Origin of the sequence: Streptomyces sp. ISL-87, from assembly GCF_018614095.1 — a bacterium.
Lineage (GTDB): Bacteria > Actinomycetota > Actinomycetes > Streptomycetales > Streptomycetaceae > Streptomyces.
On the sequence record NZ_JAGGOY010000017.1, the window covers coordinates 25,823 to 47,292 of the forward strand.

Below are 21,470 nucleotides of genomic sequence, written 5' to 3' on the forward strand. Positions count from 1 at the left end.
CGTGCCGTATCACGCCTCCCGCCGGACCCTGCTCGCCGCGGCCGCCCTGGCCGCCGCCACGGCCACCGGGGCCGCCTCCGCCGCCACCGGGGCCTCCGCCGCCACAGGTGCCCGCAGGGCGCCCGGGCCCGACGACCCCGGCTCGGCGGGCCGGGCCGCCCGGCTCGGCGCCCTGGTGGCCGGGATGAGCCTCGCCGAGAAGGTCGGGCAGCTCTTCGTCTCCCGGGCCTACGGGCATTCGGCAACCGATCCCGACCCGGCGGACGCCGAGCTGAACCTGGCTCAGTTCGGCGTGCGCACCGCCGCCGAGGTGGTCTCCCGCTACCACCTCGGCGGGGTCATCTACTTCGGCTGGGCCCACAACACCCGTAGCCCGCAGCAGATCGCCCGGCTGTCCAACGACCTCCAGCGGACGGCCGCCGACACCGGATCCGGCGTCCCGCTGCTGCTGTCCACCGACCAGGAGCACGGCATCGTCGCGCGGATCGGCAAGCCCGCGACCCTGCTGCCCGGGGCGATGGCGCTGGGGGCGGGCGGCTCCGCGGCCGACGCCCGCCGGGCCGCGCTCATCGCGGGCGCCGAGCTGGCCGCGATGGGGATCAGGCAGGACTACGCGCCGGTGGCCGACGTGAATGTGAACCCGGCCAATCCGGTGATCGGCGTACGGTCCTTCGGCGCCGACCCGCGTGCGGTGGCGGTGCTGGCCGCCGCCCAGGTACGCGGCTACCAGCGCGCCGGAGTGGCCGCCACCGCCAAGCACTTCCCCGGCCACGGGGACACCGAGACCGACAGCCATGTCGGGCTGCCGGTGATGCGGCACACCCGGGCCATGTGGGAGGAGCTGGACGAGCCGCCGTTCCGCGCGGCCGTGCGGGCGGGCGTGGACGCGGTGATGACGGCACACATCGTCTTCCCCGCGCTCGATCCCTCGGGGGACCCGGCGACCCTCTCCCGGCCGATCGTGACCGGCATCCTGCGCGAACGCCTGGACTTCCGGGGTGTGGTGGTCACCGACGCGCTCGACATGGCCGGGGTCCGCCAGAAGTACGGGGACGACCGGGTCCCGGTGCTGGCCCTGAAGGCGGGCTGCGACCAGCTGCTGAACGCGCCGGACCTGGCCCTGGCGCAGCGCAGTGTGCTGGCGGCCGTCGAGGCGGGCGAGCTGTCGCAGGAGCGGATCGAGGAGTCGGTGCTGCGGATCCTGGAACTCAAGGTCCGCCGGGGCCTGTTCGACTCGCCGTACACGACGGCGGAGCGGGTGGAGGCGACGGCGGGCACGGCCGCGCACCTGGCCGCCGCCGACGAGATCGCGGCCCGTACGACGACCCTGCTGGCCAATCCCGTACGGCTGCTGCCGCTGGATCCGGCGACCGCGCCGCGGCTGCTGGTGACCGGGACAGACCCGGCGTCCCCCAGCGGCACCACGGGGCCGCCCACGGTGGTGCTGGCCCGGGAGCTGACCGCCCTGGGCTGCCGAGCTACGGCCGTGCCGCCCGCCCGGGCGGTGGCGGCCGCTCCCGGGAACGCGGCGGTCCTGGTGTGCACGTACAACGTCCCGGAGGGCGACAGTCCGCAGCGGGCACTGGTCGCGGAGCTGGTGGCCACCGGGGTTCCGGTGGTCGCCGTGGCGATCCGCAACCCGTACGACCCGGCCCGGCTGCCGCAGTGCGCGGCGGAGCTGGCGACGTACTCCTGGACGGATGTGGAACTGCGGGCGGCGGCCCGGGTGATCACCGGGGCGGTACGGCCTTCCGGCCGCCTCCCGGTGCCGGTGCCGGGCCGCTACCCGCTGGGCCACGGGCTGACGTACGAGGCCGATAAGTACTAGACCGTGCGAGTACTAGACGGTGTACGCCTTCCCGTGGCCCAGGCTGGCTACTTGAGAGCTACGTTGCAGAGCTACGGGCGCAGCTGCGGCTCGCGCTCAAGGTCCTTCTGGTCGAGCCGCGCGTCCGGCTTCGCGAGCGGCGTCGCCCGGCCCGCGTCGGAGAGCGCGGCCGCCGGGGCGACCCCGGCCCACTGCAGGATCTTCTGCGTGGCCAGCGCCTTCTCGCCCTCCTGGAGCTTGGCGACGTTGGCCCCGTGGTTGGCGCCCGGCGCGATCATCACGTAGCTGTCGTGCACCCCGTACCCGAGGTGGAAGGGCTCGGCGCCCCACGGGTCGTTCTGCCCGTACACGAACAGCATCTGGTTGGCGTTGTTCCGGACCCAGTTGTCGACATTGGCCATGACTCCCGGCTGGAAGGTCATGGGGATGTCGCGGGGCACGAAGTTGCGCGGCGGCTGGTAGCCGTAGCGGCTCAGGTTGCCCAGGTGGGGCTGCTTGATGTCGGGCGAGCCGAGCTGCGTGCCCGCCTGGTAGTAGTACGGCGTGTACGTCTCAAGGCCCTGGTCGGCGTAGGCCGAGAAGCCGGAGATCGCGTCGACCGTGTCCCAGATCTCCTGGTCGGTCGCCGTGGCGGCCGTCGGGATGGAGGCGCAGTCGGCGAGGAGGCTGTACTGCCAGAAGGCCCACACGTAGTCGAGGACGACCGCCTCGTAGGCCTTGTCGAGGTTGCCCACGGTGGTGAAGGTCCAGCCGTTCTCGGCGGCGGCGGTGGCGTACTTGGCCTCCAGCGGCACGCGGCGCACGAGCGCCTCGCGCTGCACCGCGTTCAGCTTGTCGCGGCACTCCTTGGTGCCGACCTTGCCGAAGAACCGGTCGTAGGCCGAGTCCTCCTTGTTGACGACGTCGTTGGGCGCGACGTACGCGACGACACCGTCCATGTCTCGCGGGTAGAAGCGCTCGTAGTACGTCGCCGTCATACCGCCCTTGCTGCCGCCCGTGGCGAGCCAGTTCTTCTTGTATATCGCCTTCAGGGCGGTGAAGATGCGGTGCTGGTCGCTGGCGGCCTGCCAGATGTCCAGGTTCGACCAGTTGGCCGGGTCGGGCCGGGAGGGCGTGAAGAATCGATACTCCAGCGACACCTGGTTGCCGTCGACGATGGTCGTCGGCTCACTGCGGCGCGGGTTGGTGTTGACGTTGTAGCCGGAGGTGAAGAAGACCGTCGGCCGGGAAGTGTCCTTGTGCAGCAGCGTCAGGCGCTGCGTGAAGGTGCCCTTCCACGGGTTCTTGTGGTCGACGGGCTGGACGTAGTTCAGTACGAAGAAGCGGTACCCGGGGTACGGCTTCTCCTCGATCAGACTCATCCCCGGCACGGCGAGAATCTGGTCCTTGATGTCCGGGCCGGCTTCGGGACCGGCGGCGGTGGCCGCCTGAGCCGTGAATCCGGCCGCGCCCATGGTGCCGATGAGCACCACGAGCGACAGCAGCCATCCGAGCGTCTTGCGCATTAACCCTCCCCTTCAGTTCACTGCGGTGGGCGTGAACCTAGCGGGGTCAATGCACTGATGACCAGACCTAGTTGGGCCGCTCCGTCAGCACAGTATCCAGCCGGATTCGGCCGATCCGGCCCCTACGCTCCCCTTTACATACACGCAGCGGCTGATCGCGGCGACGCTGACGGGTCCGGCATAACGGGAGAATTGCCCTGAATCGCGGACGGGCACTCCGCCACGCGGCTGGATGCTCACCGACATGAAACGGCGCGTGCCGGGGCGCGCGGCGACGGTCATGGCGCACGCGCGGGTACGGCTCTTGTAGACGCGCAGCTCACCCGTCGAGAACGGCAGCGAGGTGACCAGCCGGCCCTCGCAGGCGCCGGCGGCCGCCTGTGCGGGGGGCGCCATCAGCAGCCCGCCCGCGCAGAACACCAGAGCCGTCGCGAACACCCCGAGGGACGCCGCCAGTCGGCCGCGCCCGTTGCCTCCGTATCGCACCCTGTCCCCCCATCAGTCGCACACCACACCCGGGCCCCGTACTCACGTACGACGCGCTGACCCCCCGAATGGTTGCGGGCAGCAAGGGCATCCGGGGGGTCAGCAGGTCAGTAGGTCAGTAGGTCAGTAGGTCAGTACCGGCCGGTTCGGGATGTCAGGCGGCGGCGTGCTCGTCCTCTCCGACGAAGGTCCGCCACAGCTCGGCGTACCGGCCGCCGCGGGCCAGGAGTTCGGTGTGCGTCCCGTCCTCCACGACCCGGCCGCGGTCCATCACCACGACGCGGTCGGCACGGGCGGCCGTGGTCAGCCGGTGTGCGACGACCAGGGTGGTGCGCCGGCCCGCGAGCCGGTCGGTGGCCTGGTTGACCTGCGCCTCGGTGGCCAGGTCGAGCGCGGCGGTGGCCTCGTCGAGCAACAGCACGTCCGGGTCGACGAGTTCGGCGCGGGCCAGCGCGATCAGCTGACGCTGGCCGGCCGAAAGGTTTCGGCCGCGCTCGGCGACGGTGTGCAGGTAGCCACCGTCCAGCGTGGCGATCATGTCGTGGGCGCCGACCGCGCGGGCGGCCGCCTCCACCTCGGCGTCGCTCGCGCCCTCCCGCCCGTAGGCGATGGCGTCGCGGACCGTCCCGGGAAAGAGGTACGGCTCCTGGGGGACCACGCCCAGCCTGTGGCGGTACGCCGTCAGGTCGAGCTCCCGCAGATCGGCGCCGTCGGCGGTGACCCGCCCGGCGGTCGGATCGTAGAACCGGGCCACCAGCTTGACCAGCGTGGACTTCCCGGCCCCGGTCTCGCCGACGAAGGCGACGGTCTGCCCGGCGGGTATCCGCAGGCTGATTCCGGCCAGCGCCTCCTCCTTCTCGCCCCGCTCCTCAGCGGTCCCGTAGGCGAAGCGGACGTCCTCGAAGGCGATCTCGCCGCGCAGCCGCGGCACCTCGCGCGGGGTCGCGGACCTCGGGGTGGTGGTGGGCTCGCGCAACAGCCCCTGGATCCGGCCGAGCGAGACGGTGGCCTGCTGGTAGCCGTCGAAGACCTGGGAGAGCTGCTGGACGGGGGCGAAGAACAGGTCGATGTAGAGCAGGTACGCCACCAGGGCGCCGGTGGTCAGGGTGCCGGCCTCCACCCGTCCCGCGCCGACGATCAGCACGGCCGCCGCGGCGCCCGAGGACAGCAGCTGGACGAAGGGGAAGTAGACGGATATCAGCCACTGGCCGCGCACCCGGGCCTGTCGGTACGAGTCGCTGCGCTCCGCGAAGCGGTCCGCTCCGACGCGCTCGCGGCGGAAGGCCTGGACGATGCGCAGCCCGGACACGGACTCCTGGAGGTCGGCGTTGACCAGGCTCACCCGGTCGCGGGCGAGCTCGTACGCGGCGACCGACTTGCGGCGGAACACGATCGTGCCGAGGACCAGCACGGGGAGCGTGGCGAAGACGATCAGCGCGAGCTCGACGTCGAGGACGAGCAGGGCGATCAGGATCCCGAAGAAGGTGAACACGGACACGACGGCGGTGACGAGCCCGGTCTGCAGGAAGCTCGACAGGGCGTCCACGTCGGTGGTCATCCGCGTCATGATCTTGCCGGTGAGTTCGCGCTCGTAGTAGTCGAGGCCGAGGCGCTGGAGCTGGGCGAAGATCTTGACGCGAAGGGCGTACAGCACGCGCTCGCCGGTGCGCCCGGTCATCCGGGTCTCGGCGAACTGCGCGGCCCACTGCGCGACGACGACCGCCAGGGCGAGCGCCGCGGCCACCCACACCGCGCCCAGGGCGGCCTGCTCCACACCCTTGTCGATGCCGTGCCGGATCAGGATCGGCAGCAGCAGCCCGGCTCCCGCGTCGACGGCGACGAGGCCGAGGCTGATGGCGAGCGGCGCCCAGAAGCCGCGGAGCAGCCGGCGCAGGTTGTAGCTGTCCTCGGCGGCCGCGGCGCGCGTCTCGTCCACGTCGGGGGTGTCGTCGGCCGGCGGCAGTGCGGCCACCTGCGCGAGCAGTTCGGGGGTCGCCGGCATTCCGGCGACGGCCCCGGCCATGGAGTGCCCGGCTCCGGGCGCACCGGCGGGGGCGCCGGCCGCCGCGGCGGGAGCGCTCGTCCCGCCGGCTTTGTCCTTGTCCTGCCTGCGCCAGAGCTCGGGGGTGACGCCGTCGGAGACCCGCCGCTTCGCGTTCACCGGCTCGGAGTCGATCTCGGCCTCGAGCTCGATGTCCCGTTCCAAGTCGCGCTCGAACTCGGCCATCGCCGGGGCGTCGGGGGTCCGCGGCGAGCCGGCCCCGAGGGCGTCGGGGTCGGTCAGCAGCCGCCGGTACAGGGGGGAGGTCCGCTCGAGCTGCTCGTGTGTCCCGATGGCGGAGAGCTTCCCGTGGTCGAGTACGGCGATCCGGTCGGCCAGGGCGAGCGTGGAGCGGCGGTGGGCGATCAGCAGGGTGGTACGGCCGGCCATGACGGCCCGCAGTGCCTCGTGGATCTCGTGCTCGACACGGGCGTCCACGGCGGAGGTGGCGTCGTCGAGGAGGAGCAGCCGGGGGTCGGTGAGGATGGCCCGGGCGAGGGCGATGCGCTGGCGCTGGCCGCCGGAGAGGGTGAGCCCCTGCTCGCCGACCGTGGTGTCGTACCCGGCGGGCAGGGCGTGGATGAAGCCCTCGGCCTGTGCGGCGCGCGCGGCGGCCTCGATCTGTTCGTCGGTGGCGCCGGGGTGGCCGTAGCCGATGTTGGCGCGGATGGTGTCGGAGAAGAGGAAGGAGTCCTCGGGGACGAGCCCGATCGCGGCGCGCAGCGAGTCGTACGTCAGCTCGCGCACATCGTGCCCGCCGACGCGGACGGCGCCGTGGTCGACGTCGTAGAAGCGGGGAAGCAGGAGGGAAACGGTGGACTTCCCGCTGCCGGACGATCCGACGAGGGCGATGGTCTCCCCCTCGGCTATGGAGAGCGAGAACCCGTCGAGTACGGGCCGCTCGGGGTCGTACCCGAACCGGACGTCCTCGAAGTCGACGGTGGCGGGCGCGTCGGAGGGCAGCTCGCGCTCGCCCTCCTCGATGACCGGCTCCGTGTCTATGAGTTCGAAGACCCGCTCGACGCCGGCGCGGGCCTGCTGCCCGACGGTGAGCACCATGGCGAGCATGCGCACGGGGCCGACCAGCTGGGCGAGGTAGGTCGAGAAGGCCACGAAGGTACCCAGGGTCACCTGGCCCTTGGTGGCCATCCAGCCGCCGAGGGCCAGCATGGCGACCTGCCCGAGGGCGGGCACGGCCTGGAGGGCGGGGGTGTACCGCGAGTTGAGCCGGATGGCCCGCATCCGCCCGGCGAACAGCCGGCGCCCGGCGGCGCGCAGCTTGCCGGTCTCCTGCTCCTCCTGCCCGAAGCCCTTGACGACGCGGACGCCGGTCACGGCCCCGTCGACGACGGTCGCGACGGCGGCGGCCTGGCCCTGGGCCCACCAGGTGGCGGGGAAGAGCTTCTTGCGGCTGCGCTTGGCGATGAACCAGAGGGCGGGGGCCATGAGCAGCGCGACCAGGGTCAGCAGCGGCGACAGCCACACCATGATGCCGAGGGATATCCCGAAGAGGAGGAAGTTCCCGATGGTCATGGGCAGCATGAAGAGCAGCCCTTGGATGAGCTGGAGGTCGCTGGTGGCCCGCCCGACGACCTGCCCGGTGGACAGCTCGTCCTGCCGGCGCCCGTCGAGGCGGGCGATGGTGTCGTACATGTCGGTGCGCAGGTCGTGCTGCACGTCGAGGGCGAGCCGGCCGCCGTAGTACCGGCGTATGTACGTCAGCGCGTAGACGAGGACGGCCGCCCCTATGAGCATGCCCGCCCAAGGCCCCATGGGCTTGGACTTGTCCCCAATGACGTCGTCGAGGATGGTCCTGGTGACCAGCGGCACGAGCGCCATGACGGCCATGCCGGCCAACGAGGACCCGAGCGCGAGCAGCACATTGGTCTTGTACCGCCAGGTGTAGGCGGCGAGCCGCCTGCCCCAGCCCTGTTTCTCCCCAGTCGCCGTCTGCGCCGCCGCCACGTGGTGCCTCCCCGTTCGTCCTGTCCTGCCGGAAGCGCCAACGCTCCGACCGGCGGATTTCATCCCGCCGCAACAATCGAACGGGTTTCCGCGCAGCGGGGCGAGCCGACCTGGCCCATCCGGGAGACGGGGCCGGGACGGGGCCGAGACGGAGCCCCTAGGAGGCGTCGAACTCGTACTCCAGGACGTAGGCGGAGGCGTCGAGGACCATCTCGTTGACCTCGACCACGCTGCCGTCGGCCGCGAAGGCGGTCCGCACGACGAGCACGACCGGCGTCCCGGCGGCCAGCCCGAGCCGCGCGGCCTCGTCGGGACTCGGCATCCGCGACCGGACCTCTTCCCGGAACCGGGCGGGCCCGCGTCCCAGCTCGGCGAGCCGGGCGTAGATCCCGCCGGGGCCGCTGTCGGGCTCCACGATGGGGGTACCGGCGACGAGTGCGGCGTCGAGGTACGAGGTGGCCACCATGACGGGCTTCCCGTCGAGCAGGAACCGCCGTCGGCGCACACAGGCGGACGCACCGGCCGCCAGCCCGAGCACGGCACCGATGGCACGGGGAACCGCCTCTTCGGTGACCCCGATGAACTCGACCTCGGGTTCGCGGTCCTCGGTGTCCGCGGCCCAGATGGACCGCCCCTCACCCCACACGTCAGCGGCGAGCCGCTGAATCCCGCGACGCCGGATGAGCCGGAACTCCCGTACGAAGACCCCGGCGCCCTTGCGCGCTTCGGTCAGTCCCTCGGACTGGAGCACGCCGAGCGCCTGCCGTGCGGTCATCCGGGCGACGCCGTAGGTAGCCATGAGGTCGTTCTCCCCGGGCAGCCGGTCACCGGGGCCGTACTCGCCTGCCTCGATGGCGGCCTTCAGTGCGGCAGCGATGCGCTTGTACTTGGGCTGCTGCCGTGTGGCGCCGTTCCTCGGCATGCGGTCCTCCCTGATCATCTCTAGTCATCCTAGGCACCCCATCGCGCCGAAGCGGTGGCGCGCGCGTCCAGTAGGCGACAGGACCGACTATCTCTAGAGAAGCCCTTGACCCCGCACGGGGCCGCACGCTTCACTTGAGGGACTATCTCTAGAGAGGTGTTTCCTCATGGTGATGCCGCAGGCCGACGAGATTTACTGGCTCCTTCCGCGCAGCCTCCGGACCCCTGGACGGGCTCGCACCCTCGTGCGCGAGCAGCTGGCGTCCTGGGAGGTGGACGATGCCCAGGCCGCGACGGCCGAGCTGCTGCTCTCCGAGCTGGTCACCAACGCCGTACGGCACGCCCGCGCACCGCAGGGGCGGGACCTAGGGGTCCGGCTCGCGCGGTACGACGGGGTGCTGCGGGTGGAGGTCGCCGACGCCGGCCCCGCCGTCAAGCTCACGCCGCAGGTCGTGGCGGACTGCGACGAACGGGGGCGCGGGCTCGCGATCGTGGCGGCCCTGGCCGAGCGCTGGGGCTGCTGCCCCCGGCGGCACGGCATCGGGAAGGCCGTCTGGGCTGAGGTTCCGGTCAGGGGGTAGGGAGCGGCTTCACCACGGGAGGCTTCTCCAGTGGCTTGTTCTCGCAGCCGAGGGCTTCGGTGACGCGGCGGGCCATGAGGTAGGTGAGGGTCATACGCCGGTCGCTGGTCGCCTGGTCCACGTCCGGCCGGGACGGGCTGAACGTGAACGTGGTGTCCGCCGTGAGCCACACTTTCTGCGACTGCGCCCTGAGTTCACGAGGCATGTCGCACTGGACGAGCAGCGTCGAGCTGCTGCTTCGCGCTACACCGCGCGCACCGTTCACATCGTAGGACATGTCGCTGGGGAAAGAGGGCAGTTCGGAGGTCCGAAGAAACCACCCGGCCAGGAAGGTCACACCGGAGTCACCCTGCTCTCCACCCACGCTGTATCCGCATGCGTTCGTGTAGAACATGTCCCTCTTGGGCATCTTCGGCAGCGCGCGCTCCATCTTGTCCACCAAGGCGCTCGTGCTGCCGTAGGCCTTCGTCGCGAAGTCCTCTTTCCCGAGGACCTCGCGCACCAGCGATTCCTCCTCCGAGGACGGGCTGATCCCGCAGAGGTCCGCGGACTTCGACGCGGAATCGTCCGAGGTGCACGATGCCAGGGTCACTACGCAGAGGAGCGCGAGCGCCGAGCCTGCGAAAGCCTTCCGCACGTCAGGGCCGGAGGTGCGCACGGGCAGCCTCCCGCCCGCTCGTGTAGGCCTCGCCCGCTTCGTTCTGAGCGTGTTCGGCCTCCGGGTCGTTGCCGTCCATCTGCCGCTGGTCCCTCCATGCGTCGAACAGCTTGTTGGTCCCGTCCATGCCCGCCGAGTAGTTGTCGCTGGACTCCTTCTTACTCAGTTCCTCGGCTGCGTCCTTGACACCCTCGACCCAGTCGTACTTGGCCGCGTCCATCAGCGAGCCACCGATCGTGCTCACCACCGGGATCTCGCCGATGAGCCCGTTCACGCTCGCGGCCGTGTACTCGGCCGTACCCTCGGCCCACTTGACCTTGTCGTCTTCCTTGTCCTTGTAGACGTCGGCCCCGATGCCGTTGAGGGCCCCGGATGCGGCTCCGATGTCGTGCGCACGGTTGTCCCAGTCGATACTGGCCTCGTGCGGAGATCCGGCCTTGAACGGCACGGCAGTCGCGAGCTGTTCCGCCGAATAGGCCCGCTCCGCCTGGACCATCAGGCCGTAGGACGGGCCGTCGTCCGCGATGCCGCGCATCACACGGATCAGACTGCCCTGTCCGACCGCGATCTGGGCCTTGTCACCCGAACCATAGATGGACTCGCTGCCCGCGTGACCGCCCAGATCGGTGTTCTTACCGCCGAGGATCTCGTGGGTGTCGGCCACGTAGTCCACTAGTGCCCTCGCCATCGGCTCGCGCAGGCCCTCCAGGTCCTCCTTGAACTCGTCGCCCTTCATGTCGCCGTCGAGGAGCTGGATCGCCTCGTGCATCACCCGCGCCTGGCCCTCGGTGTGCGGCCCGGGCGGGCCGAGCTTCTCGCCGTCGGTGTGGCCCGTGGCCGCAGCCTGGATGGCGGCGCCCAGGCCCGCCGTCTTGTCCCCGTGCATCTCCATCGGGGGGCCGACCGCGGTCGAGATCCAGGGGTCCGGCATGTCGCGGTCGCTGAGCATGTACTTCAGGTGCTCGTTCTTGTTGCCGGGCGCCTCGGGGTCGAGGAAGTACGTGGCCGAGTCCGGGTCCTTGGCCATGATGCCGAGCAGGCCGTCCAGGGGGTCGGAGACCAGGTTCGGGCGCTGGGAGTCGTAGGCGTGGTCGTACATGTGCGGCTTCGACTTCTCGGCCGCGATCATGCCGTCGCCGATGTCGTTGAGGAACTGCTTGCCGTAGCCGCCGCCGTTCCCCATGAGGGTGACCAGCGCCTGGTAGCCGTACGTCGGCCGCAGGCCCTTGGCGACCAGCTCCTTGCCCTGCTCGTTGAGCCCGTTCACGAAGGGCTTGTACGCGTAGCTGTCCGGGTCCTTGGTGCCCGAGGCGATCGTCCCCGCAAGGCCGGAGTTGATCGACTCGTAGAGCTTCTTGTCGGCCGCCGACGCACCGCGGTCGTTGGACGCCAGGTTCATCTGGTCCGCGAGCAGCAGGGTGTCCTTCGCCCCCAGCGAGTTCAGGTACGCCTCGCTGAAGTGCTTGTCCCCGGAGTTCTGCTTCAGGACGTCGTTGTAGTGCCGCAGCTCCTCCGGAGATGCCTTGCCGTCGCGGATCTTCTGGGTGAGGGCCAGCGCCTCCACCGCCTCGACGTCGTTGACGGGCTTCGAGTTGAAGCCGAACATCGCCGTGCCGTCCGCGCCGGACGCGTTCAGCAGGGCGACCTTGACGTCCGCGTCGAACTCCGTGACCGCCTTGACCGAGTCCCCGATCCGGCGCGTCCAGGAGCGCTCGACCTCCGGGAGGTCGGGATCGTGGCGGATCGCGTTCGCGGAGGCCGGGTCGGCCTTGGAGAAGTCGTAGCTCGCGATGCCGGCGTCCGAGACCTTCATGCCGGCGGTCTTGGCGTCCGCTACGGCCGACACCACTCGCCCCTTGAGGTCCGTGAAGCGGGCGTGCGCGTCACGGAGCAGGGACTCCATGGCCAGCGCCTCCTTCTGCGCGGCCGCGAACTCATGGCGCGTCATGGAGGAGTTGGTGGCGGCGGTCGTGGCGCTGGAGCCCAGCCAGCCGTTGCCCGTGGAGACGCTCTGGACCTCGTCCTTGTAGACGTCCTCCATGGTCTTGAACTGCCCCGCCATTGCCTTCCAGCCGTCGGCGGCCGTGGTGAGCGCGGAGAGGTCCGTCTGCATGATCTCGGAGTAGTTCGGCACGTCTCTCCCTACAGTCCCGTGACCTTGGACTGCAACGGCTGGAAGCTCTGGCCCGTCAGCTGGTCGTTCCCGGTGAACAGGTTCGACGCGCCGCGCAGGCCCGTCTTCTCCGAATTCAGGCGACCCATCAGACGCTTCACCTGGTCGTCCCAGTGCGTGTGCGCCTTCGTCAGACCGGCCGCCGTCTCCCAGCCGCTGAAGGCCTTGACGGCGTTCTTGGTCGGTTCGTCGGCCGCGTCCGCGGCCTTCGTCGTGCCGGGCTGCAGGACGTTCTCGATGGTGTTGGCGGCCTTCTTCTTCTGGGGAGGGGCCGTGGCCAGCACCCCGTACCCGCTGCCGGGCGGCGCCGAGCCGCCCTGATCGGCGGGGAGCTGGTTCAGCCGCATCTGCGGCGACGGGTCCGCGGGCGCGGCCGCCTGCTTGTGCCGGCCCCATTCTTCCTCGAACGACACTGCTCCCCCTTGCACTCCGCTCTTGGCCTGATCACGACACCCTAGCGAGCCCGTCGGCATGCCTAGACGTGCGTCGGGGCGAACATACGGAGATTGGCCGGAATGACCAGGACCGAGGGGCCCGGGGTTTTGAGGGCCTTGGCGAGGTCCGCGCGGAGGGTTTCCGGGGAGGTCGGGGCGGCCGGGACGCCGAAGGATTCCGCCAGGGCCACGAAGTCGGGGCGGGTGAGTTCCGTGGCGGTGGATGTCCCAAAAGAGGCGGTCATGTACTCGCGCAGGATGCCGTAGCCGCCGTCGTCCACGATCAGCCAGGTGACGTCCAGGTCGTGCTGCCTGGCCGTGGCGAGGTCGGCGATCGAGTACATCGCGCCGCCGTCGCCGGAGACCGCCAGGACTGGGGTGCCCGGCTCCGCGACGCAGGCGCCGAGGGCCGCCGGGAAGGCGTAGCCGAGGCCGCCCGCCCCCTGGGCCGAGTGCATGGTGTTGGGGTGCTTCGCGTCGAAGGCCGACCAGGCCCAGTAGGACAGGATCGTCATGTCCCAGAACGACGGGGAGCGGGCGGGGAGGGCTGCGCGGATCGAGGTCAGGAGCTCCTGCTCCAGGGTCAGGTCCTGGGCGGCGAGGCGGGCCTCGATGGAGGAGAGGAGCAGGCGGACGCGCTCGGGGGCCTGCGGGTCCTCGCGCTCGGAGACCGTTTCGAGGAGGGCCTGGAGGGCGAGGCGGGCGTCCGCGTGGATGCCCAGGGCCGGGTGGTTGGACTCCAGCTTGCCGAGGTCCGCCTCGATCTGGATGACCCGGCCGGTCGGGAGGAACGTGTGGTAGTTGGAGCTGAGTTCGCCCAGGCCCGAGCCGACGACCAGGAGGACGTCCGCGTCCTCCAGGAAGTCCGTCATGTGGCGGTCCTCCAGCCAGGACTGGAGGGAGAGCGGGTGGGTCCACGGGAAGGCGCCCTTGCCGCCGAAGGTGGTGACCACCGGGGCGTTGAGGCGCTCCGCGAGCTGCTTGAGCTTGCCCGCCGCGTCCGAGCGGATGACTCCGCCGCCCGCGATGATCACCGGGCGGGAGGCAGAGGACAGCCAGTGGGCCGCCACCGCCGTGAGCTCGGGGCGGGGCGCCAGCTCGTGCGGGGTCGCGTCCATGCCGGTGACCTGCGGGATGACGGTTTCCGCCCGCAGCACGTCCTCCGGGATCTCCACCCAGACCGGGCCGTGCGGGACCGTGAGGGCCGATTCCCAGGCCTCGGCGATGACGGAGGGGATCTGGGAGGGGGTGCGCGCGATGTGGACCGACTTCACCACGTCCCGGAAGGACGCGGACTGGTCGCGCAGTTCGTGCAGGTGGCCGCGGCGGCCGCCGCCCAGGCCCGCCGTGGGGACCTGGGAGGAGATGGCGAGGACCGGGGCGGAGGCGGCCGCCGCCTCGGCGAGGGCGGGCAGGGAGGTGAGCGCCCCCGGGCCCGTGGACAGGAGGAGGGGGACGGCCTCTCCGGTGATCCTGCCGTACGCGTCCGCCGCGAAGCCCGCGTTGTTCTCCACCCGCATGGTGATCAGGCGCAGGTCCGAGCGGCCGACCGCATCGAAGAGGGCCAGTGCGTGCTGCCCCGGCAGACCGAAGACGGTCGTCGCGCCGAGGCCTCGCAGCGTCTCCACGACCAGGTCCCCGCCCGTCCGCCCCGGCGGCGGCGCGAGCGCGGCCGCCGTCTGGGCTTCGGTGGGACGGAGTACCAGGTCGTGGTCGTGCGTCACGGTGCTTAGTTGCCCTTCGCCTTCGCCGCCGCGATCTGACGGCTCATGATCGTGGTGAGCTCGTACGCGGTGTGCGAGGCCGCGACCGAGGTGATCTCGGCGTGATCGTACGCCGGGGCCACCTCGACGACGTCGGCGGAAACGAGGTTGCAGGAGGACAGGCCGCGGATGATCTCCAGCAGCTCGCGGGAGGTCATGCCGCCCGCCTCCGGGGTGCCGGTGCCGGGCGCGTGCGCCGGGTCCAGCACGTCGATGTCGATGGAGATGTACAGCGGACGGTCGCCGATGCGCTGGCGCAGCTGGTCGGCCACCTCGTCGGCGCCGCGCCGGTAGACGTCCGCCGAGGTGACGATGCCGAAGCCCATCTTGGCGTCGTCGTCCAGGTCCTGCTTGCCGTACAGCGGGCCGCGCGTACCGACGTGGGAGAGCGCCTCGGTGTCGAGGATGCCCTCCTCGACGGCACGGCGGAACGGGGTGCCGTGCGTGTACTCGGCGCCGAAGTAGGTGTCCCAGGTGTCCAGGTGCGCGTCGAAGTGGAGCAGGGCGACCGGGCCGTGCTTCTTCGCGACGGAGCGGAGGAGGGGGAGGGCGATGGTGTGGTCGCCGCCGAGGGTCATCAGGCGGGAGCCGGAGGAGAGGAGCTCGTCCGCGGCGGCCTCGACCGTCTCGACGGCCTCGTTGATGTTGAAGGGGTTCACGGCGATGTCGCCGGCGTCCGCGACCTGGGCCAGGGCGAAGGGGGAGGCGTCCTGGGCCGGGTTGTACGGGCGCAGCAGGCGGGAGGCCTCGCGGATCGCGTTGCCGCCGAAGCGGGCGCCGGGGCGGTAGGAGACGCCGGAGTCGAAGGGCACGCCGACGACGGCGACGTCGGCGGAGCCGACCTCGTCGAGGCGCGGCAGCCGGGCGAAGGTCGCGGGGCCCGCGTAGCGCGGGATGCGGGAGGAGTCGACGGGGCCGCGCGGCTGCGTGCTCATGGGGGTGCCCTTCTGAAGGTCCTACAAGTGCGGTCCTTCGAGCGTAAGGCGGTGTCCACGAAGTGGCGAAGTGTACGTTCTATCCATAGACCGTTCTCGATGTGTAGGGAGTATCCATGGAGGTCCCGCCCACCCCGCCGGTCCCCCTCGGCGCGCTGCTCCCCGACCGGGAGCTGGGCCTGCGCCACCTCGCGGGGCCCGCCAAGGCCGCTGTGCACGGGGTGCACGCCTCCGAGATGGCGGACCCGTCCCCGTACCTGCTGGGTGGCGAGCTGCTCCTGACGGCGGGGGCGGCGCCGGCGCTCAGCGACGTCGATGCGTATGTCAGGCGGCTCTCCGAGGCCGGGGTGGCGGCGCTCGGCTTCGGCGTGGCCCCCGTGCACGAGGCGGTGCCGCCGGGCCTCGCCGAGGCGTGCGACCGGTACGGGCTGCCGTTGCTGGAGGTCCCGCCGGGGACTCCGTTCACCGCGGTGGCCCGTACGGTCTGGCGGCTGATGGCGGAGGCCCGTACGCGGGAGCTGCGCCGGATCACCGAGGCCCAGCAGTCACTCGCCGCCGCGGCCGCCAGGCCCGACCCGGTTCCGGCGGTGCTGTCCCGCCTGGCGGCGAGCCTGGGGGGCTGGACGGCGCTGCTGCCCCCGGCCTCGCCGGCCTCGCCGGCCGTCCCGGCTTCCCCGGACATTCCGGCTTCCCCGGGTGTCCCCGACGCCCCACGCATCCTGGCCTACCCGGCCGTCCCAGAGGCCCCGACCGCCCCCCAGACCCCGACCATCCCCGACACCCCGGCCGTCCCACAGGCCCCGACCGCCCCCCAGACCCCGACCGTCCCCAAGACCCCGGCCGTCCCCGAGACCCCGGCCGTCCCCGACGCCCCGGCCCCGGCGGCGGAGCCCCCGACCTCGGCGGTGGAGCCCGCGACCCCGCTCCATGCCGCCGGGCCCGTCCCCGGTGACGACGTCCTCGCCGCCGTGGCGGCACTGGCCCGCCGCGTGTCCCCCGGCTCCGCCATGACGGCCACCGACTCCGTGGGCGGCACTCACCTGGCCGCCTATGCGATGAGCGGCCGCCGGGTGCTCGCGCTCGCCACCCCCGGCCGCACGCCGGGCGACCACACCATCGCTTCGGTGGCCGCGGTCCTGCTGACCCTGCTCACCGCCGATCGCCCGGCCAGGGCGGAGGCGGCCGCCCTCACCCGGCTCCTCCTCGACGGGGATCCCGCCGGGGCCCTGGCCCCCGGGCCCTGGCACGTCGTACACGCCCGCGGCTCCGGCGACCCGCAGGCCCTGGCGGCCGCGCTGGGCACCGTACTGCTGGACCCGGGCGGGTGGGGGCACCCCCGGAAGGAGTCCGGGGGGCTCGTACGGCTGCTCACCGACCGGGAGCCGGCCCCGCAGCCAGGGTGGCGGCTGGGGGTGAGCGCCCCGGCCGCGCCGGCGGAGCTGGCGACCGCGACGGCCCAGGCCGGGCGGGCCCTGGACCGCGCGGAGGCGGCCCGCACCCCGCTGATCCGGCACTCGCGCGGCGGCCTGGCCGCCCTCGTCGACCCGGCGGAGGCCCGCGCCCACGCCGAGTCCCTGCTCGCCCCGCTGAACCCGGCGCACCGCGAGACCCTCCGCGCCTGGCTCGCCCACCACGGCAGCTGGGACCGCACCGCCACCGCCCTCGGGATCCACCGCAACACAGTCCGCCAGCGTGTGGCCCGCGCCGCCACCCTGCTGGGCCGCGACCTCGACGACCCGGACACACGCATGGAGTTGTGGTTCGCGCTGCGGTGGGAGGTCACTCAGGTCACTCCGCCGCCCACCGCCTGACGGCGTGATCGCTGCGAGGATGTCCCGATGTCCTCCCTCCAGGAACACTGGCTGCGCGGCGTCGCGTCCAACGCGGCCGCGCCGTCCGATGTACTGATACGTCTGCTCGACCCGGCCGCGCGCACGGTCTGGAAGACCCTCTGCCAGGAGCGCGACCTTCCCCCGGACGTCATCGACGCGGTGATCGCACACCCGGAGCGGGCGGTCCGGCGCGCGTTCGCCCGTAACCCCACGTCGACCCGGCGCAGCGCGGCCGGCTGGTCGACGACGCCTCCTCCTTCGTGCGGGCCTACCTCGCCGGTGGGCCCAATCCGCGACCGCGCGTGGTCCGGCCCCTGCCCGACGACGTCCTCGAAGCCCTGCTGACCGCGCAGGATTCGGGCCATGACGGGATGCTCACGGCAGGTGACATCGCCTGGGAACTGGTCGGCCTCCATGGCCGCGGGGTCCAGTTCCCGGTTCCGGCGCACGTACGACGGGCGGCCGCCGCCAACCCGCTGGTCCCGGGGGAGGCGCTCCCGGCCCTGCTGGAGGATCCCGCGACGGCGGAAGGCGCGGCGGCCAATCCAAGCCTGCCCGCCGAACGCCTCCACACGCTGCTGGACCTCAGTGGCGTACCCCGGGCCGGTGGTGGATCGCGGCGGCGGACGTGACCTGACCGACTCTGGACAGCGGGGACAACTCGCGGGTAACTTAATCTGAGCAAGCGCTTAGCCATGGCGGCGGACCGCCGCGACCGAAGGGAGCCGGCCGTGCGCCGTACCGTATTCAACGAGGACCACGAGGCGTTCCGCGAGACCATCCGCGCCTTCATCGAGGCCGAGGTCGTCCCGGTCTACGACGAGTGGTTCGCGGCCGGCCAGGCGCCGCGTGACTTCTACTACAAGCTCGGTGAGCTGGGCATCTTCGGCATCAACGTCCCCGAGGAGTTCGGCGGCGCGGGCCTGGACACCCACAAGTTCGAGGCCGTCCTCTACGAGGAGACCTCGCGCGCGGGCGTCCAGTTCGGCGGCTCCGGCGTGCACGTGCTGCTCGCCCTGCCCTACATCAAGATGCTGGCCGACGACGAGCAGAAGAAGCGTTACCTCCCGAAGTTCGTCTCCGGTGAGGAGATGTGGGCCCTGGCGATGACCGAGCCGGGCACCGGCTCCGACGTCGCGGGCATGAAGACCACCGCCAAGCTCTCCGAGGACGGCACGCACTACGTCCTCAACGGCTCCAAGACCTTCATCACCGGCGGCGTGCACGCCGACCGTGTGATCGTCTGCGCCCGCACCTCCGCCCCGCGCGAGGACGACCGCCGCTTCGGCATCTCCCTCTTCGCCGTGGACACCAAGTCCGAGGGCTACTCCATCGGCCGCAAGCTCGACAAGCTCGGCCTGCGGACCTCCGACACCGCCGAGCTGGCGTTCGTCGACGTGAAGGTGCCGGTCGAGGACCTCCTCGGCGAGGAGAACAAGGGCTTCTACTACCTCGGCCAGAACCTGCCCTCCGAGCGCTGGGGCATCGCCTTCGGCGCGTACGCGCAGGCCAAGGCCGCCGTCCGGTTCGCCCAGCAGTACGTGACGGACCGCACCGTCTTCGGCAAGCCGGTCGCGCACTTCCAGAACACCAAGTTCGAGCTGGCCGCCTGCCAGGCAGAGGTGGACGCGGCCGAGGCCGTCGCCGACCGCGCCCTGGAGGCTCTCGACGCCGGTGAGCTGACCGCCGCCGAGGCCGCGTCCGCGAAGCTCTTCAACACCGAGGTCGCGCACCGCGTCATCGACAAGTGCCTCCAGCTGCACGGCGGCTACGGCTACATGAACGAGTACCCGATCGCCCGCCTGTACGCGGACAACCGCGTGAACCGCATCTACGGCGGCACCAGCGAGGTCATGAAGTCCATCATCGCCAAGTCGATGGGCCTGTAAGGAACTTAGTCTCAGTCCATGAACGAGGCTCTGACGACTCTCCTCGATCTGCTCGACCTTGAGCAGATCGAGGAGAACATCTTCCGCGGTACCAGCCGTTCGGCGCTGATACCGCGTGTCTTCGGCGGTCAGGTCGCGGCCCAGGCACTGGTCGCGGCCGGCCGGACCGTGCCCGAGGACCGTACGGCGCACTCGCTGCACTCGTACTTCCTGCGCGCCGGTGACCCCGGCGCGCCCATCGTCTACTCGGTGGACCGGATCCGCGACGGGCGCTCCTTCACGACCCGCCGGGTCGTCGCGGTCCAGCACGGCCAGCCGATCTTCCACCTCTCCGCGTCGTTCCAGACGTACGAGGAGGGCCTCGACCACCAGGCCACGATGCCGCAGGCCCCCGATCCGGAGACGCTGCTGACGGCTGCCGAGTCGCTGCCGGCGTACCGGGAGATCTTCCGCGACCCGGGCACGGTGGAGCGGCTTATCGAGGCGCGCGGCGCGGTGGACCTGCGGTACGCGACGACTCCGCCGTGGGGCAGCGTGGGCGAACCGCTGGAGCCCCACTCCCAGGTGTGGTTCCGTACGGCCGGCAAGCTCGACAGCGACGACTCGCTGCTGCACACCTGCCTGGCCACGTACGTCTCCGACATGACCCTGCTCGACTCGGTGCTGCTCGCGCACGGGCGGGGCGGATGGGCGGTCGGCGACGTGGTGGGCGCCTCGCTGGACCACGCGATGTGGTTCCACCGGCCGTTCCGCGCGGACGAGTGGCTGCTGTACGACCAGGAGTCCCCCTCGGCGGCCGCCGGGCGCGGCCTCGGGCAGGCCCGGATCTGGACGCAGGACGGCCGGCTGGCCGTGACCGTCATCCAGGAGGGCGTGGTGCGCGTGCCGCGCGGGCACGCGTAGCAAGCTCACGCCCGTCGTGCGCGGAACGCGCGACTGATCGCGGCTACTTGGACCCGACGCCGACGCCCGCTCCTAACGGGACTTGAGCTTGGCCCAGATCGCTTCCAGGGCGGCGATGTCCGTGTCGTCGAGCCGGTCGTCGAAGACGTCGGCGAGGACCTCGCGGCGGGTGGTGTCGGCCTCCGCGAAGGCGCGCCGGCCCGCGTCGGTGAGGGCGATCCGGACCGAGCGGGCGTCGGTGGGGGACGGTATCCGCTCGACCAGGCCGCGGGCCTGGAGGGAATCGGCGACGCGGGAGACCTGGCTGCGGCTGAGGAGGGTCTTGGCGCCCAGGTCGGAGGCGGCGACCGGCTCCTTCTGGCCGTGCAGCCAGAGCATGACCTCGAACCACGACAGCGGAAGGTCGTGGCGGCGCGCGAGGGCCTGGTCGACCCGGGCACTGAGCGTGGACCCCGCCCAGACGAGGCCGTAGAAGGCGTGGTCGCGGGGGGTGAGATCGCCCATGGTGAGGTCGTTGTTCGCCATGGGAGCAGCCTACCCATCACTTGCGTGCACACGCACACAAAGCTAATGTGTGTGTGCACGCACAAATTCGCTCTACAGCCCCGCTGGGAGACCCCCATGACCGGCAACAAGACCGTCCTCATCACCGGCACGTCCTCGGGTATCGGCCTGGCCGCCGCGGTTGCGACCGCCAAGGCGGGCTGGCACACCGTCGCCACGATGCGGGACACGGGCCGCGCCGACGCCCTGCTCAAGGCCGCCACCGAGGCCGGCGTCGCCGATCTCGTGCAGGTCAAGCGCCTGGACGTGACCGACGCCGAGTCCGTGACCTCCTGCCTGGAGGAGGTCGTGGCCGAGCACGGCCGGCTCGACGCGGTGGTGAACAACGCGGGGGCCGGGTTCGTCGGCACGATCGAGCAGAACGGCATGGAGCCGGTTCGGGCGGCCATGGAGGTCAACTACTTCGGCGTGGTCGAGCTGACCCGGGCGGCGCTCCCCCACCTGCGCGCCTCGGGTGGCCGGGTCATCACGGTCACGAGCGTGGGCGGGGTGATCGGGCAGCCGTTCAATGAGGCGTATTGCGCCGCGAAGTTCGCCGTGGAGGGGTTCATGGAGTCCCTCGCGCCGGTCGCCGCCAGTGTGGGTGTCCAGGTGAGCGTCGTCGAACCGGGTGCCGTCGCCAGCGAGTTCATCGCCAGCCAGGGGATCGACATCCCGGGCCTGCTGACTGCGGCGGGGCCGTACGCCGCTGCGCTGGAGGCCTACATCGACCGGACGCTGAAGTCCTTCGGGAACGCGCAGACTTCGGCGGAGGCGGCCGCGCCGGTGGTCGCGCTGCTGGCGGCGGAGCGGATGCCGTTCCGGGTGCAGACGTCGGACTGGGCCCGTGACTTCGTCGGGGTGAAGCTGGCCGACGCCGACGGCTCGGCCGTCCAGACCCTGACCGGCGGCTGGCTCCACTGACCCGCCGAACACCACCGCGCGGGGCCACCACTGCGCGGGGCCACCTCCCCGCCCCGCTCTTCCACCGTTCCCCGGCAGCGGCCCCGGAC

18 protein-coding genes are annotated in these 21,470 nt (G+C 71.6%); 8 read left to right on the forward strand and 10 right to left on the reverse strand.

All coding sequences use genetic code 11. From position 1 onward, the window contains the following. The first annotated feature begins 1 nt into the window (after position 1). Entirely contained in the window at positions 2-1,828 is a 1,827-nt protein-coding gene (locus J7I97_RS06495) for a glycoside hydrolase family 3 protein (RefSeq protein ID WP_214931561.1), read from the forward strand. A 71-nt stretch (positions 1,829-1,899) separates the two neighbouring features. Here J7I97_RS06495 and J7I97_RS06500 read toward each other — a convergent pair whose 3' ends face one another. The 4 genes from J7I97_RS06500 to J7I97_RS06515 form a co-directional block, all read right to left on the reverse strand. After that, entirely contained in the window at positions 1,900-3,333 is a 1,434-nt protein-coding gene (locus tag J7I97_RS06500; protein WP_214931563.1) for a S28 family serine protease, read from the reverse strand. 84 nt (positions 3,334-3,417) lie between these two features. Beyond that, complete coding sequence (locus J7I97_RS06505) at positions 3,418-3,819, reverse strand: hypothetical protein (protein ID WP_214931565.1); 402 nt, start codon at positions 3,817-3,819, stop codon at positions 3,418-3,420. 154 nt (positions 3,820-3,973) lie between these two features. After that, positions 3,974-7,825 (reverse strand): ABC transporter ATP-binding protein, encoded by a 3,852-nt coding sequence (locus tag J7I97_RS06510; protein ID WP_214931567.1) that lies wholly within the window; start codon positions 7,823-7,825, stop codon positions 3,974-3,976. A 157-nt stretch (positions 7,826-7,982) separates the two neighbouring features. Then, complete coding sequence (locus tag J7I97_RS06515; RefSeq protein WP_214931569.1) at positions 7,983-8,747, reverse strand: GntR family transcriptional regulator; 765 nt, start codon at positions 8,745-8,747, stop codon at positions 7,983-7,985. 166 nt (positions 8,748-8,913) lie between these two features. On the opposite strand from J7I97_RS06515, the gene J7I97_RS06520 reads away from it, so the two are divergent. Further along, the gene (locus J7I97_RS06520) at positions 8,914-9,327 is read left to right on the forward strand and encodes an ATP-binding protein (RefSeq protein ID WP_251050286.1); all 414 of its coding nucleotides are present in this window, start codon (positions 8,914-8,916) and stop codon (positions 9,325-9,327) included. Here the strand turns inward: J7I97_RS06520 and J7I97_RS06525 are convergent. From J7I97_RS06525 to speB, 5 genes are all read right to left on the reverse strand, one after another. Beyond that, complete coding sequence (locus tag J7I97_RS06525) at positions 9,317-9,919, reverse strand: hypothetical protein (protein ID WP_214931571.1); 603 nt, start codon at positions 9,917-9,919, stop codon at positions 9,317-9,319. The genes J7I97_RS06520 and J7I97_RS06525 overlap by 11 nt on opposite strands. Before the next feature lie 46 nt (positions 9,920-9,965). Continuing rightward, positions 9,966-12,119: a hypothetical protein gene (locus J7I97_RS06530; protein WP_214931573.1), complete on the reverse strand. Its 2,154-nt coding sequence runs from the start codon at positions 12,117-12,119 to the stop codon at positions 9,966-9,968. A gap of 8 nt (positions 12,120-12,127) precedes the next feature. Beyond that, entirely contained in the window at positions 12,128-12,571 is a 444-nt protein-coding gene (locus tag J7I97_RS06535; protein ID WP_308364634.1) for a hypothetical protein, read from the reverse strand. 62 nt (positions 12,572-12,633) lie between these two features. Then, positions 12,634-14,316 carry a thiamine pyrophosphate-binding protein gene (locus tag J7I97_RS06540; RefSeq protein WP_214931575.1) on the reverse strand — a complete coding sequence of 561 codons (1,683 nt, stop codon included), beginning with the start codon at positions 14,314-14,316 and terminating at the stop codon, positions 12,634-12,636. A gap of 5 nt (positions 14,317-14,321) precedes the next feature. Further along, positions 14,322-15,290, reverse strand: a complete 969-nt coding sequence (gene speB, locus J7I97_RS06545) for an agmatinase (RefSeq protein WP_214931577.1) — start codon at positions 15,288-15,290, stop codon at positions 14,322-14,324. Positions 15,291-15,406: 116 nt separating this feature from the next. On the opposite strand from speB, the gene J7I97_RS06550 reads away from it, so the two are divergent. From J7I97_RS06550 to tesB, 5 genes are all read left to right on the forward strand, one after another. Then, positions 15,407-17,101, forward strand: coding sequence for a PucR family transcriptional regulator (locus J7I97_RS06550; RefSeq protein ID WP_214931579.1), 1,695 nt, complete (start codon positions 15,407-15,409; stop codon positions 17,099-17,101). Between the two features lie 27 nt (positions 17,102-17,128). After that, positions 17,129-17,467 carry a hypothetical protein gene (locus tag J7I97_RS06555; RefSeq protein WP_214931581.1) on the forward strand — a complete coding sequence of 113 codons (339 nt, stop codon included), beginning with the start codon at positions 17,129-17,131 and terminating at the stop codon, positions 17,465-17,467. A 26-nt stretch (positions 17,468-17,493) separates the two neighbouring features. Beyond that, positions 17,494-17,754 (forward strand): hypothetical protein, encoded by a 261-nt coding sequence (locus J7I97_RS06560; RefSeq protein WP_214931583.1) that lies wholly within the window; start codon positions 17,494-17,496, stop codon positions 17,752-17,754. 99 nt (positions 17,755-17,853) lie between these two features. Continuing rightward, positions 17,854-19,011, forward strand: a complete 1,158-nt coding sequence (locus J7I97_RS06565; RefSeq protein ID WP_214931584.1) for an acyl-CoA dehydrogenase family protein — start codon at positions 17,854-17,856, stop codon at positions 19,009-19,011. An 18-nt stretch (positions 19,012-19,029) separates the two neighbouring features. Next, positions 19,030-19,914 (forward strand): acyl-CoA thioesterase II, encoded by an 885-nt coding sequence (gene tesB, locus J7I97_RS06570; RefSeq protein WP_214931586.1) that lies wholly within the window; start codon positions 19,030-19,032, stop codon positions 19,912-19,914. Positions 19,915-19,986: 72 nt separating this feature from the next. On the opposite strand, the gene J7I97_RS06575 is transcribed toward tesB, so the two are convergent. After that, complete coding sequence (locus J7I97_RS06575) at positions 19,987-20,439, reverse strand: MarR family winged helix-turn-helix transcriptional regulator (protein WP_214931587.1); 453 nt, start codon at positions 20,437-20,439, stop codon at positions 19,987-19,989. A gap of 96 nt (positions 20,440-20,535) precedes the next feature. On the opposite strand from J7I97_RS06575, the gene J7I97_RS06580 reads away from it, so the two are divergent. Continuing rightward, positions 20,536-21,381, forward strand: a complete 846-nt coding sequence (locus tag J7I97_RS06580) for an SDR family NAD(P)-dependent oxidoreductase (RefSeq protein ID WP_214931589.1) — start codon at positions 20,536-20,538, stop codon at positions 21,379-21,381. Positions 21,382-21,470 lie beyond the last annotated feature (89 nt).